This window comes from Halorubrum sp. GN11_10-6_MGM (assembly GCF_005435165.1).
Taxonomy (GTDB): domain Archaea; phylum Halobacteriota; class Halobacteria; order Halobacteriales; family Haloferacaceae; genus Halorubrum.
Map to the genome: position 1 here is coordinate 105,255 of NZ_SGUC01000001.1, position 14,243 is coordinate 119,497.

A 14,243-nucleotide genomic window follows, 5' to 3' on the forward strand; every position below is an offset into this window, starting at 1 on the left:
ATTTAACAGCGCGCGGCGAGCATCCGGAGACGAATGTTCGACGAGATCCTCGAGAAGTTCGAGGGGTCACCCAGCCAGCAGGCGGTGATCCGGCTGTTCTTAGAGCGCGGCTTCTCCGTCAACGAGGAGGGACGGGTCGTCTCCGGCGGGATCGAGATCCCGTACACCGGGATCGCGCGCGAACTCGACGTCGACCGGCGCGTCGTGGACTCGACGACGGACGCGATCCTCGCCGACCCCGAGTTGAAGCGCATCTTCACCAACATCTCGTCGATCCCGAGCCTGATGGATCTGGCACCGGTCCTCGATCTCACGGTCCTCACCATCGAGGTCGCGGCCGCCGACGAGACCGGGATCGTCGCCGAGGTGACCTCGATATTAGCCGACCGCGGCGTCTCGATCCGGCAGGTGCTGAGCGAGGACCCCGAGTTCACCGACGACCCCAAGCTGTACGTGATCACCGACGCCGAGCTGTCGGGCGACCTACTCGTCGAGATCCGCGAGCTCGACTACGTCCGCCGCGTCGGCTTCTGAACCGCCGTCGCATCCGTTTTTGAGGCCTCACCGAATCCCCTTCTGAGCCCCGTCGCATTCCCCTCAGAATCCCCGCCGCGTCGGCTCGCGCTCCCGTCGCGGCGGCGGTCCGTCGATCAGTTTCACCGCGCGGTCTGTCCGCGCGTGCCGGCAGATCCCTTCGAGAGATAACGAGCCGCGACCGAGCGCCGACGCGGATCGGATTTCACTTTCACTAGGGTGTAAACCAGTCTTTATACCCGATGGCGAACAAGGGTCGTGTACATGCCTGAAGACGAACTCGAGGACCTCCCCGGCGTCGGCCCGGCGACCGCGGACAAGCTCGTGGACAACGGATTCGAGAGCTACCAGTCGATCGCGGTCGCGAGCCCCGGCGAGATGTCGAACACCGCCGACATCGGGGAGTCGTCCGCCGCGGACATCATCAACGCCGCCCGCGACGCCGCCGACGTGGGCGGGTTCGAGACGGGCGCGAGCGTGCTGGAGCGCCGCCAAGAGATCGGCAAGCTCTCCTGGCAGATAGACGAGGTCGACGACCTGCTCGGCGGCGGTATCGAGACGCAGTCGATCACCGAGGTGTACGGCGAGTTCGGGTCCGGGAAGTCGCAGGTCACCCACCAGATGGCGGTCAACGTCCAGCTGGAGCCGGAGAACGGCGGCCTCGACGGCGGCTGTATCTTCGTCGACTCCGAGGACACGTTCCGACCGGAGCGGATCGACGACATGGTCCGCGGGCTCGACGACGAGATCCTCGCCGACGAGATGGAGCGGCGCGAGATCGAGGGGACGCCCTCGAACGAAGAGGCGCTCGAAGAGCTCGTCGAGGCGTTCTTGGACCAGATCCACGTCGCGAAGGCGTTCAACTCCAATCACCAGATCCTCCTCGCCGAGAAGGCGAAGGAGCTGGCGGGCGAACACGAGGAGACGGAGTGGCCGATCCGGATCGTCTGCGTTGACTCCCTGACCGCCCACTTCCGCGCGGAGTACGTCGGCCGGGGCGAGCTCGCCGAGCGACAGCAGAAGCTCAACAAGCACCTCCACGACCTGATGCGGCTCGGCGACCTGTACAACACCGCCATCCTCGTCACCAACCAGGTCGCGTCGAATCCCGACTCCTACTTCGGCGATCCGACGCAGGCGATCGGGGGGAACATCCTCGGGCACGCCTCCACCTTCCGGATCTACCTCCGGAAGTCGAAGGGGAACAAGCGGATCGTCCGGCTCGTCGACGCGCCGAACCTCGCCGACGGCGAGGCCGTGATGCGCGTCCAGAACGAGGGACTGAAGCCGGAGTAACCGACCGATCGACGCGGCCTCGCTCGGCGATCCGGGTGGAATCGGTCGGCAAACTGACGGACGGAGCGCTCGACCGCGACACCGGTTGACGAACGTCAATTTCTCTCGACGAACCCGGAAACGTCCGAATTCGACAGTAACGGGCCGTCTGTCGATCGATCCCCCGAAAACGGGGCGGCAATACTCGCCGATCCGGGCCGCGCACGGCGCAGGGACCGGCGTCGGCCGGGATTAACGACAAAACAGACAGAATACTTACACAACGATCGTGCGCTTCGGTCGCAACGATTGCCGCGAAATACCCGGGAAAACGTCCTTATATTCCATAGCCACGTCCTTATATCGGACGACCGCCGTATTATCAAGCGTGTTTTTTGTGAAACTCAACTCTAACGTTTATGTATAGTCGTTCCCCGGTGTCGAAACGTGATTCAGCACATGAACACGAGCGAAGCGCGGTACGAATCGGACGAGCGTTCAGTAGAGGTGGATAACGCGTGACGGGCGGCATCCTCGCCTCGATCGATCCGAGCGTCCTCGCCGAGGGCGTGAACCTGATGTGGGTCGCGGTGGTGTGTTTCCTCATCTTCTTCATGCACGCCGGCTTCGCGATGCTCGAAGCGGGCCAGGTGCGCGCGAAGAACGTGGCCAACCAGCTCACCAAGAACCTGCTGACGTGGAGCGTCGGCGTGCTGTTCTACTTCCTGGTCGGGTTCGGCGTCGAAGGGATCGCCGGCGGTGCCGGCTTCTCGGCGGCCGCCGCGCTCGGTGACGGCGGCTGGGTCAACAGTTGGCTGTTCGGCGCCGTCTTCGCGATGACGGCGGCGACGATCGTCTCCGGCGCGGTCGCCGGACGCGCGAAGCTCCGCGCGTACGTGGCGTACACGATCGCCATCTCGGCGGTCATCTACCCGGTCGTCGCGGGGATCACCTGGGGCGGCGGCTTCCTCGGCGGGGCCGGCCTCGGGTTCTCCGACTTCGCGGGCGGGATGATCGTCCACGGCATGGGCGGTATCGCCGGTCTCACGGCGGCGTACGTGCTCGGTCCGCGGATGGACCGCTACGCCGAGGACGGCTCGACGAACGTCATCCCCGGTCACTCGATGACGTTCGCGGTGCTCGGCACCCTCATCCTCGCGTTCGGCTGGTACGGGTTCAACGTCGGCACGACCGCGACCGTGTTCTCGGTCACGGAGTCCGGCGAGCTCGCGCTCGGCGGCTACGCGTCGGTCGGCCGCGTCTCGCTCACCACGACCCTCGGTATGGCTGCGGGCGGAGTCGGCGCCGCGCTGGCCTCGGTCGGGCTCTCGAAGAAGGTCGACACGCTGTACGTCGCGAACGGGCTCCTCGCGGGGCTGGTCGGCGTGACCGGCATCGCGAACCTCGCCACATGGTGGGGCGCCATCGCGGTCGGGCTGGTCTGCGGTCTCCAGCTCCCGCTCGTCTTCGAGTTCGTCGCCGACCGGATGAAGATCGACGACGTCTGCGCGGTGTTCCCCGTCCACGGTTCGGCCGGGGTACTGGGCGTCCTCGCGCTGCCGTTCGTCAGCATCAACGGCTTCTCCGTCGACCTGCTCGTCTCGCAGGTGATCGGCGTGGTCGTCATCGCGGCGTGGACCGTGGTCGCGACGGCCGTCGTCTTCGGCCTGTTCAAGGCAGCCGGACAGGCCCGCGTCACCCCCGAACACGAGCGCGACGGCCTCGACGTCAGCGAACACGGCGTCGAGACGTACCCCGAGTTCGGTAAGCCCTCGGTCACCACCGACGGCGGTCGCGTGGTCGGCGACGCGAACGAGGGTTCTCCCCGCGCCGACGGCGGCGAGGAGGAGGGCGCGGAGATCAAGATGGTCACCGCGGTCGTCCGCCCCGACAAGCTCGGGGCCATCAAGCAGGCGCTCGCGGAGATCAACGCGCCCTCGCTGACGGTGACGAACGTCTCCGGCCGCGGCAGCCAGCCCGCCAAGAAGGGCCAGTGGCGCGGCGAGGAGTTCACCGTCGACCTCCACCAGAAGGTGAAGATCGACGTCGTCGTCGCCGACATCCCGGCCGACGAGGTGGCGGAGGCGATCGCCGACGCCGCCGAGACCGGCGAGCCCGGCGACGGCAAGGTGTTCATCATGCCGGTAGAGGACGCGCTCCAAGTGCGCACGGGTACGACCGGCCCGGAGGCAGTGTAAGCGGACGGACGCAGCGGTAGCGAACGGACGCGACGGAACGAACGAACGCGGTCAGTTTTTCACCGTCCGAACCGGCGGCGGTTCGGCAACTACTTTCAGCCCGACGCTCCAACCGGTCGGTATGAACCACGAGCGCTCGCGCGGCCTGTACGACCGCGCGCTGTCGGTCATGCCGGGCGGCGTCAACTCCTCGGTGCGGGCGACGATGCCGCATCCGTTCTTTATCGAGCGCGGCGACGGCGGTCACGTGATCGACGCCGACGGGAACCGCTACGTCGACTGGGTGATGGGGTACGGACCCCTCCTCTACGGCCACGACCTCCCGGACCCGGTCGAGGCGGCGGTCCAGTCGCACGTCGCGGAGGGGCCGATGTACGGCGCGCCGACGGAGGTCGAGGTCGAACACGCCGAGTTCGTGGCGCGACACGTCCCGAGCGTGGAGTCGATCCGGTTCGTCAACTCCGGCACGGAGGCGACCGTATCGGCAGTGCGGCTGGCGCGGGGCCACACCGACCGCGACAAGATCGTCGTGATGCAGGGCGGCTACCACGGCGCACAGGAGTCGACGCTGGTGGAGGGGTCGCCCGAGGACCACCACCCCTCGACGAAGGGGATTCCGGAGGCGTTCGCCGAACACACCCTGCCGGTCCCGTTCAACGACCCGCAGGCGGCCAAGGAGGTGTTCGCCGAGCACGGCGACGAGATCGCGGCCGTCCTCGTCGAGCCGATCTTAGCCAACATGGGGATCGTGATGCCGATCGACGGCTACCACGAGACGCTCCGGGACCTCTGTGACGATCACGGCTCGCTGCTGATCTTCGACGAGGTGATCACCGGGTTTCGGGTCGGCGGGCTCGGCTGCGCGCAGTCGAAGTTCGGCGTCACCCCCGACGTGACGACGTTCGGCAAGATCGTCGGCGGCGGCTTCCCGGTCGGCGCGATCGGCGGGAAAGCGGAGATCATCGAGGGGTTCACGCCCGCGGGCGACGTGTTCCAGTCGGGCACGTTCTCCGGCCACCCGGTGACGATGGCGGCCGGGAAGGCCGGACTGGAGTACGCGGCCGAGAACGACGTGTACGAACACGTCAACCGGCTCGGCCGGAAGCTCCGCGAGGGGATCGCCGAGATCTGCGCGGAGCGCGCGCCGGAGTACACCGTCGTCGGCACCGACTCGATGTTCAAAACGGTGTTTACCCGCGAGGCGCCCGACGACGTCGACGCCTGCTGCGCGGGCGGCTGTCGACAGGACCCCGACTGCGACCGGTACGACTCGTGTCCGAAGACGGGCGCCGACGTCGCCGCGGCCGCGACCGACCGCTGGGAACGCGTGTTCTGGCAGGAGATGAAAGACCGCGGCGTGTTCCTCACCGCGAACCAGTTCGAGTGCCAGTTCACCTCCTACGCGCACACCGAGGAGGACGTCGAGGAGACGCTGGAGGCGTACCGCGAGGCACTGTAACCCCCGCAGGCGCCGTCCCGCGAACCGCTCGGCAAGTGTTGCGCGCGCCGGGCGGTGCGCAACAGTTTTATATCGGAGATCGGTACGTAGAGGTGATGACCGCAGCGGCTCGTCTCGACGCCGCCCTCTTCCGAGGCCGACGAGCCCTGCGACCGCGACGAGACGTCCGACCGCCGCGACCGGCTTCCGGCGCGGCGCGACGACGAGGCCCTTCGGGCCAGTAATCTTTCACCTCTCGTCGCGTTCGCGCCGTTTCGTTCCGAAGAGTCTCGACTCCGCGTTCCGCGAGCGGCCGCGCCGCCATTTTGTTACAAAATCTAAACCGCTGAATTTAAGGGCGTAGGCCGGGTGTACACTGGTAATGACGAGCGTTGCACTCGCGTTCAGCGGGGGACTCGACACCACGGTCTGCGTACCGCTACTGAAAGAGGAGTACGGCTACGACGAGGTCATCGGCGTCAACGTCGACGTCGGCCAGCCGACGGAGGAGTTCGACGAGGCGGAAGAGACCGCCGAGGCGCTGGGGCTCGACATCCACGTCGTGGACGCGAAAGCGGAGTTCGCGGACCTCTGCTTCGACGCGGTGAAAGCGAACGCCAGCTATCAGGGCTACCCGCTCGGCACCGCCCTCGCGCGCCCGGTCATCGCCGAGGCCATTCTGGAGGTCGCCGAGGAGGAGGGCTGTGACGCCATCGCCCACGGCTGTACGGGCAAGGGCAACGACCAGCTCCGCTTCGAGGCCGTCTGGCGCGGCTCCGACCTCGAAGTGATCGCCCCCGTGCGCGAGCTCGGCCTCACCCGCGAGTGGGAGATCGACTACGCCGCCGAGAAGGACCTGCCCGTCGAGGCCGGCGACGGCGGCGTCTGGTCCATCGACGAGAACATCTGGTCGCGCGCGGTCGAAGGCGGGGAGCTGGAGAACCCGGACTACGAGCCGCCGGAGGACATCTACGAGTGGACCGCCGAGCCCGAGGGCGAGACCACCATCGAGGTCGCCTTCGAGGAGGGGGTCCCGGTCGCCGTCGACGGCGAGGCGATGGACCCGGTCCCGCTGATCCAGCACCTCAACGAGTACGCGGGCGGCTACGGCGTCGGTCGCACCGACGTGATGGAGGACCGCATGCTCGGGCTGAAGGTGCGCGAGAACTACGAGCACCCGGCCGCGACGGTCCTGCTGACCGCGCATCAGGCGCTCGAAGACCTCGTCTTGACGAAGAACGAGCGCTCGTTCAAGAAGGGGATCGAACAGGAGTGGTCCGAGAAGGCCTACGAGGGGCTCGTGTTCGCGCCCGTCGTCGACGCGCTCGACGCCTTCGTCGACGAGACGCAGGACGTGGTGACCGGCACGGCGACGGTGAAGGTGTCTGGCGGGGACTGCCGCGTCGTCGCGCGCGACTCCGAGTACGCGGTCTATTCCGAGGAGATGGCCTCGTTCAACACCGAGGACGTCGCCGGCATCGCCCAGTCGGACGCGACGGGCGTCGCGAAGTACCACGGACTCCAGGAGCGCCTCGCAAACGACGTGAAAGCGAGCGTCTCGAAGCCCGAACTCGCGACGGACGGCGCCGGTGAAACGGACGAGACCGCCGACGGAGAATAGATGAGCGACGACGATCCCGGCACCGCCGTCCGCCGCGACCGCTTCAGCGGCGGCCCCGCCCGCAAGTTCCTGTCGAGCCTCGCGGCCGACGAGGCCATCTTCGAGGCGGACCTCGCGGTCGACCGCGCGCACGTGGTCATGCTCGCGGAGCAGGGGATCGTCGACAGCGCGGCCGCGGGCGAGATCCTCGCCGCGCTCGACGACGTGGAGGCGGCCGGGCACGCCGAACTGCCGGACGGCGAGGACGTCCACGAGGCGATCGAGACCGCCGTCATCGACCGGGTCGGCCCGGACGGCGGTCGGATACACACCGCGCGGTCGCGCAACGACGAGGTGGCGACCTGCATTCGGTATCGGCTCCGCGAGGACCTGCTAGACGTCGCCGAGGCGACCGTCGCCGCCCGGGAGGCGCTCGTCGAGGTCGCGGGCGAGCACGCCGAGACCGTGATGCCGGGGTACACCCACCTCCAGCCGGCGCAGCCGACGACGGTCGCGCACTACCTGTGCTCCTACGAGGGCGGACTCGCGCGCGACACCGAGCGCCTGCTCGACGCGTACGGCCGGGTGAACCGGTCGCCGCTCGGCGCCGCCGCGTTCGCGGGGACGCCGTTCGACGTCGACCGCGACCGCACCGCGGAGCTGCTCGGCTTCGACGGGACGGTCCGGAACTCGACCGACGCCGTCTCGTCGCGCGACTTCCTCGCGGAGGCGGCGAGCGCGCTCGCGACGCTCGCGACGACGCTGTCGGGGCTCGCGGAGGACCTGATCGTCTTCTCGAACAAGGGAGTCGTCGAACTGGCGGACGCGTACGCCTCCACCTCCTCGATCATGCCCCAGAAGAAGAACCCCGACACGCTGGAGCTGACCCGGGGCGTCGCGGGCGACGCGATCGGCGAGGCGACCGGAACGCTGAGCCTGCTGAAGGGGCTCCCGCGGGCGTACAACCGCGACCTCCAGCGTGCCCACGCCAGCGTCTTCGAGATCGCGGGCGACGTGCGGGAGGCGACCGAGGTCGCCGCGGGCGCGGTCGCGACCGCGGAGTGGGACGAGGCCGCGCTCGCGGCCGCCGCGGGCGAGGGCTTTTCGACGGCCACCGGGGTCGCGGACCTGCTCGCGACCGGCGGGATGCCGTTCCGGACCGCCCACGAGATCGTCGCGACAGCCGCGGAGACCGTCGAGGACGGCGATTCGCCGGGCGCGGCAGCCGCAAAAGTTGACGAGGCCGCGCGAAAGGTCACGGGCGAGCCCCTCTCCGCGTACGTGAGTCGCGAGGACGTGGAGTCGGCGCTCGACCCGGCCGAAAGCGTCGCGAGCCGCGACTCCGCCGGGGGACCGGCCCCCGAGGCGGTCGCCGACGAACTCGCCGCGGCCGAGGCCGGGATCGAGTCGGACGGCGACGCGCTGGCGGTGGAGCGCGACGCGCTCGACGCCGCGAACGAGGCGCTCGACGCGGAGGTCGATCGCTATGTCTGAGCCGCGCCCGCGCGGCGGTCGTCGGCTCGGTCGGCGTTCGGCGACCCGCCGTCGGCTCGGTCGGTGCCAACCCGATCGACGCCGACGACCGTCCCCGTAGGGGGACACACTTACTACCGAGATCTGACATCCGATCTCGATACGACTCGATTTCGTCGAACTGCTCCCGTTAGCGGCCGATCCGTTTTATGTAAACTATCCGATAAGTTCGAAGCCTTTATACCCGTTCACGGCCCAGTGTCTGGCACGATGACGAGCGACACCGACACGCTGACCGCGGAGGACCCGATCACGGGCGAGGAGATCGAGATTCCGGCCGACGTCGAGGTCGGCGAGATCATCGACAGTCCGGTCACCGGGACCGAGCTGGAGGTCATCTCGCTCGACCCGGTCGTCCTGGAGGAGGCGCCCGAGCTCGAGGAGGACTGGGGCGAGTAATGGCGACGACCGCCACGGCCGCGACACCCGAGTGGTCGACATGCGCGTAGGGATCCTCTACTCCCGGATCCGGAAAGACGAGAAGCTCCTGCTCAACGAGCTCCGCGACCGGGGCCACGAGGTCGAGAAGATCGACGTGCGCAAGGAGCGGTTCGGGCTGGAGTCGACGACGGCGGCCGTCGACGACCTCGATATCGCCGTCGACCGCTGCCTGTCGACGAGCCGGTCGCTGTACGCGACCCGCTTCCTCGACAGCTACGGCGTCCCGGTCGTGAACGCTCCCGAGACGGGCGACGTCTGCGCCGACAAGGCGAAGAACTCGCTCGCGCTCGCCGAGGCGGACGTCCCGACCCCGGCGACGGAGGTGGCGTTCACCAAGGAGGCCGCCCTAGAGGCGATCGAGGAGTTCGGCTACCCGTGCGTCCTCAAGCCGGTCACCGGCTCGTGGGGGCGGCTGATGGCGAAGATCGACTCGCGCAACGCCGCCGAGGCGATCTTGGAACACAAGGAGACGCTCGGTCACTACGAACACAAGGTGTTCTACGTTCAGGAGTTCGTCGACAAGCCCGGCCGTGACATCCGCGTGCTGGCGGTCGACGGCGAGCCGGTCGCGGCGATGACGCGGTCGTCGGACCACTGGCTCACGAACGCCGCGAAGGGCGGCGAGACGAACTCGTTCGAACTCGACGACCGCGCGACCGAACTGGTCGAGACGGCGTCCGACGCGGTCGGCGGCGGCATGCTCGGCGTCGACCTGATGGAGGTTGGCGTCGACGCGGACGGCGGGGCCGACGACTACACCGTCCACGAGGTGAACCACACCGTCGAGTTCAAGGCGCTCGATTCGGCCACCGACGTCGACGTCCCGGCGCGGGTCGTCGACTGGCTGGAGGCGAAGGCCGCGGCGCTGGCCGACGACGGCGAGGCGCCCGAGGAGGTGAACGCGTGACTGACGACACCTACACCGCGAGCGTCGTCGGCGGCACCGGCTTCACCGGCGGCGAGCTGCTTCGGCTGCTCGCCGGGCACCCGAGCTTCGAGGTCGTTCAGGCCACCTCGCGGTCGGCCGACAACATGACCGTCGGGCGCTCGCACCCGAACCTGCGCGGGCTCGACCTGCGCTTCTCCGACCCCGACGACCTCGAATCGGTCGACGTGCTGTTCGCGGCGACGCCCCACGGCGTCTCGATGGGCCGGATCGACGAGTTCTTCGACGCCGCCGACACGGTCGTCGACCTCTCGGCCGACTTCCGGCTCCCCGAGGCCGACGCCTACGACGAGTGGTACGACGGCCACGAGTCGCCGGAGTACCTCGAACGCGCCGAGTACGCGCTCCCGGAGCTGAACCGCGAGAATCTCCCCGGCGCCGACCTGATCGCCGGCGGCGGCTGTAACGCGACCGCGACGATCCTCGGGCTCAAACCCCTCGTCGACGCCGGGGCGATCGGTCCCGACGCCGGCGAGGTCGTCGTCGACGTGAAGGTCGGCTCCTCGGAGGGCGGCGCCAGCGGCGGCGCGGCCTCCTCGCACCCGGAGCGCTCGGGCGTCGTGCGCCCGTACGCGCCCACGGGCCACCGGCACGAGGCGGAGATCGAGGCGTACCTCGGACTCTCCGTCTCCTTCACCGTCCACGCGGTCGACATGGTCCGCGGCGCGAGCGCGACCTGCCACGTCTTCCCCGACGAGCCGGTCTCGAAGGGGGACCTGTGGGGCGCGTACCGCGACGCCTACGCCGACGAGCCGTTCATGCGGATCGTCTCCGGCGGGGGCGGGGTGTACCGCTACCCCGAGCCGAAGTCGGTCGCTGGGACGAACCACGGCGAGGTCGGCTTCGAGCTCGACCCCGGGAACCGTCGGGTGGTCGTCTTCTCGGCCATCGACAACATGACCAAGGGCTCCGCCGGGCAGGCGGTCCACGCGGCGAACGTCGCGCTCGGGCTGCCGGAGACCGCGGGCCTCGAATTCGACGGGTTACACCCGGTGGGTGCGCCGTGACGGGGACCGATTCGGAAGCGGCGACCGCGCCGCCGGTCGTCGTCAAGATCGGCGGCGCGAAGGCGGTGGACCCGGCCGGCGCGGTCGGCGACGTCGCGCACCTCGCGGTCAACGGGCGCTCGGTCGTCGTCGTCCACGGCGGCTCGACGGTCGTCGACGAGACGCTCGAACGGCTCGGCATCGAGCCGGAGTACGTCGAGTCCGCCTCCGGCGTCACCGGTCGGTTCACCGACGCGGAGACGATGGAGGCGTTCTCGATGGCGATGGCGGGCAAGCTCAACACCGAACTGACGGCGCAGTTCCGGTCGGCCGGCGTCGACGCGGTCGGCCTCTCGGGCGTCGACGGCGGGCTCCTCGCGGGGCCACGCAAGTCGGCGGTCCGCGTCGTCGAGGACGGGAAGCGGAAGATTCGCCGCGGCGACCACTCGGGGACGATCGAGTCGGTGAACGCCGACCTGCTCGACGGACTCCTCGAAGACGGCTACACCCCCGTCGTCTCGCCGCCGATGGCGGGCGACGAGGGCGACGGCGACGTGACGGCCGTCAACGCGGACGCGGACCGCGCGGCCGCGGCGGTCGCGGGCGCGCTCGGCGCCGACCTCGTCCTGCTGACCGACGTCTCCGGCGTGTACGCCGACCCCGACGACCCCGAGACGCGGATCGACGCCGCCGCGACGCCCGACGAGCTGGCGGCGGTCGAGGACGCCGCCGAGGGGTTCATGGGCAAGAAGGTGATGGCCGCGAAAGAGGCGCTGTCGGGCGGCGCCGGCCGCGTCGTGATCGCCGACGCCAACGTCCGCGACCCGGTCGTCGCCGCGCTTGACGGCGAGGGGACGACGGTGGCGCGGTCGGCGCTCGGCGACGCGGCGGACGGAGGCGACGCCGGCCGCGACGACGCCGAGACCGAAGGAGGTGAGACCGCGTGAGCGGCTTCGTCTTCTCGGAGAAGCCGATCGAGATCGCCTCGGGCGACGGGGTCCACGTGACCGACGCGAACGGCACCGAGTACCTCGATTTCGGCGCCAGCTACGCGTGTACGCCGGTCGGACACTGCCACCCCGAGGTCGTCGACGCCGCGACGAGCCAGCTGGAGGAGCTGGTGTACGTCCAAGCGTCGTACCCGCACGCGGCGCGGACGGCGCTGTACGAGCGGCTGGCCGAGGTCGCGCCCGTCGACGTCGACAACGTCTGGCTCTGTAACTCCGGCACCGAGGCGAACGAGGCGGCGCTGAAGTTCGCCCGGCACGCGACCGGACGCGAGAAGATCGTCGCGACCACGCAAGGGTTCCACGGCCGGACGATGGGCGCGCTCGCGACGACGTGGAAGGAGAAGTACAAGCAGGGGTTCGGCCCGCTCGCGGGCGGCGTGGAGTTCGTCGAGTACGGCGACGCCGACGCGATGCGCGAGGCCGTCGACGAGGACACCGCCGCGGTCATCCTAGAGCCCCTCCAGGGCGAGGGCGGGATCAACCCCGTCTCGACCGAGTACCTCCAAGCCGTCCGCGTCGCGACGGCGACCTCGGGCGCCGCGATGATCCTCGACGAGATCCAGACCGGACTCGGCCGCACCGGCTCGATGTGGGCGGCCGACCGCCACGACGTGGTCCCGGACGTCCTCACGACCGCGAAGGGGCTCGGGAGCGGACTCCCGATCGGCGCGACGCTGTGTCGCGACTGGATCGCCGAGGACGCCGGGGACCACGGCTCGACGTTCTCCGGCGGGCCGGTCGTCTCCGCGGCCGCGGGCGCCACGCTCGACGTGATCGAGCGCGAGGAGCTCCCCGCGCACGCCGAGGAGATGGGCGCATACCTGCGCGGCGAGCTCCGCGACCGCCTCGGCGACGACGTCCGCGACGTGCGCGGCGACGGGCTGATGGTCGGAATCGAGGTCCGTCGCGGCTCGAACCGCTTGCTCCGCGATCTCGCGATCGAACACCAGATCCTCGCGCTGCCGGCGGGCCGGACCGTGCTGCGGCTGCTCCCGCCGCTGACGATCGAGCGCGAACACGCCGACGCCGTCGTCGACGCGATCGAAGAGGTGATCGGCTGATGGCGGCCGGAAAGGAGCGGGAGGCCGAGGGAGACGAGGCGTCCGACGGGGGGGCGGCCGGCGGCACCGACGTCGTCGCCGGCGGCGGCTACCCCGCGCCCTGCGACACCCCCGCCCGGAAGCTGCTGTACGACATGGTGTCGATCCCGTCGCCGTCGGGCGAGGAGGAGCGCGCGGCGGAGCGCCTCGTCGACTTCTTCGAGGCGAACGGCCGGGAAGCGTGGATCGACGACGCGGGCAACGTCCGCGCGCCGGGGAACGACGCCGTGCTGCTCACCTCGCACATCGACACCGTGCCCGGCGACATCCCGGTCGAGGTACGGCCGGCGCCGGCGGAGGGGGAGCTCCCGGAGCCCTCGGACGTCCGCGTCGGCGAGCCGGGCGAGCCCGTGCTGTGGGGGCGCGGCGCGGTCGACGCGACGGGGCCGCTGGTCGCGATGGCGGTCGCGGCGGTGAAGACCGGGGTCTCCTTCGCAGGCGTCGTCCGCGAGGAGGTCGACTCCGGCGGCGCGCGCGCCCTCATCGACGACCGCGACGCGCCCGAGGCCGTGATCAACGGCGAGCCGTCGGGCTGGCAGGGGATCACGCTCGGCTACCGCGGCCTGCTGGAGGGGACCTACGTGAACACGAGCGAGTCGGGCCACTCCTCGCGGCCGGAGCCGAACGCGATCCAGCACGCGATCGACTGGTGGCACGGCGTCGAGGAGGCGTTCACGCCGGACGACGCCGAGACCGCCGTCTTCGACCAAGTGACGACGAAGCCGATCTCGGTCGACGGCGGGCTGAGCGACGACGGCCTCGCCGTGGAGGCGACGATGGAGGTCCAGCTCCGGGTCCCGCCCTCGCGCCCGGTCGACGAGGTCCACGAGCTCGCGGAGGCGGAGCTGTCGACCGGGTCGGTCCAGTGGGGCGAGCCGATGCCGCCCGTGATGGAGAGCCCACGGACCGACCTCGCTCGCGCGTTCCGCGTCGCGATCCGCGGCGCGGGCGGCGACGTGCGCCTGCTGCGGAAGACCGGCACGAGCGACATGAACCTCTTCGCGGCCGCGTGGGACTGCCCGATGGTCACCTACGGCCCCGGGAACTCCGACTTGGACCACGCGCCCGACGAGCGCCTCCCGCTGCCGGACCTCGACCGCGCGGTGACCGTGCTGACCGAGGTCTGTCGGGAGCGACTGTAGCTCGCCGCGACTCCTCGCACCGACGCTTCGAACGACACGA

General features: G+C 69.8%; 12 protein-coding genes. All 12 read left to right on the plus strand.

Annotated elements, in window-relative coordinates:
- Positions 1-33: 33 nt before the first annotated feature.
- The 12 genes from EXE46_RS00525 to EXE46_RS00580 all read left to right on the plus strand — a co-directional run bounded on the left by EXE46_RS00525 (position 34) and on the right by EXE46_RS00580 (position 14,203).
- Positions 34-534 (plus strand): ACT domain-containing protein, encoded by a 501-nt coding sequence (locus EXE46_RS00525; protein WP_137686551.1) that lies wholly within the window; start codon positions 34-36, stop codon positions 532-534.
- Positions 535-798: 264 nt separating this feature from the next.
- The gene (gene radA / locus EXE46_RS00530) at positions 799-1,830 is read left to right on the plus strand and encodes a DNA repair and recombination protein RadA (protein WP_137686552.1); all 1,032 of its coding nucleotides are present in this window, start codon (positions 799-801) and stop codon (positions 1,828-1,830) included.
- A gap of 497 nt (positions 1,831-2,327) precedes the next feature.
- Complete coding sequence (locus EXE46_RS00535; RefSeq protein ID WP_137686553.1) at positions 2,328-4,007, plus strand: ammonium transporter; 1,680 nt, start codon at positions 2,328-2,330, stop codon at positions 4,005-4,007.
- A gap of 121 nt (positions 4,008-4,128) precedes the next feature.
- A complete protein-coding gene (locus EXE46_RS00540; protein WP_137686554.1) occupies positions 4,129-5,466 on the plus strand; it encodes a glutamate-1-semialdehyde 2,1-aminomutase in 1,338 nt (445 codons plus the stop codon).
- A 361-nt stretch (positions 5,467-5,827) separates the two neighbouring features.
- Positions 5,828-7,066 carry an argininosuccinate synthase gene (locus tag EXE46_RS00545; protein ID WP_137686555.1) on the plus strand — a complete coding sequence of 413 codons (1,239 nt, stop codon included), beginning with the start codon at positions 5,828-5,830 and terminating at the stop codon, positions 7,064-7,066.
- A complete protein-coding gene (gene argH / locus EXE46_RS00550; protein ID WP_137686556.1) occupies positions 7,067-8,539 on the plus strand; it encodes an argininosuccinate lyase in 1,473 nt (490 codons plus the stop codon).
- Between the two features lie 249 nt (positions 8,540-8,788).
- Positions 8,789-8,977: a lysine biosynthesis protein LysW gene (lysW, locus tag EXE46_RS00555; RefSeq protein WP_004599337.1), complete on the plus strand. Its 189-nt coding sequence runs from the start codon at positions 8,789-8,791 to the stop codon at positions 8,975-8,977.
- Between the two features lie 40 nt (positions 8,978-9,017).
- Positions 9,018-9,926, plus strand: coding sequence for a lysine biosynthesis protein LysX (lysX, locus tag EXE46_RS00560; protein ID WP_137686557.1), 909 nt, complete (start codon positions 9,018-9,020; stop codon positions 9,924-9,926).
- Positions 9,923-10,972, plus strand: coding sequence for an N-acetyl-gamma-glutamyl-phosphate reductase (argC, locus tag EXE46_RS00565; RefSeq protein ID WP_137686558.1), 1,050 nt, complete (start codon positions 9,923-9,925; stop codon positions 10,970-10,972). Before lysX ends, argC begins: the two co-directional genes overlap by 4 nt.
- The gene (locus EXE46_RS00570; RefSeq protein WP_137686559.1) at positions 10,969-11,898 is read left to right on the plus strand and encodes an acetylglutamate/acetylaminoadipate kinase; all 930 of its coding nucleotides are present in this window, start codon (positions 10,969-10,971) and stop codon (positions 11,896-11,898) included. The genes argC and EXE46_RS00570 overlap by 4 nt, the downstream gene beginning before the upstream one ends.
- Complete coding sequence (locus EXE46_RS00575) at positions 11,895-13,022, plus strand: aspartate aminotransferase family protein (RefSeq protein WP_137686560.1); 1,128 nt, start codon at positions 11,895-11,897, stop codon at positions 13,020-13,022. The genes EXE46_RS00570 and EXE46_RS00575 overlap by 4 nt, the downstream gene beginning before the upstream one ends.
- A complete protein-coding gene (locus EXE46_RS00580; protein ID WP_137686561.1) occupies positions 13,022-14,203 on the plus strand; it encodes a [LysW]-lysine hydrolase in 1,182 nt (393 codons plus the stop codon). Before EXE46_RS00575 ends, EXE46_RS00580 begins: the two co-directional genes overlap by 1 nt.
- Positions 14,204-14,243: the final 40 nt, after the last annotated feature.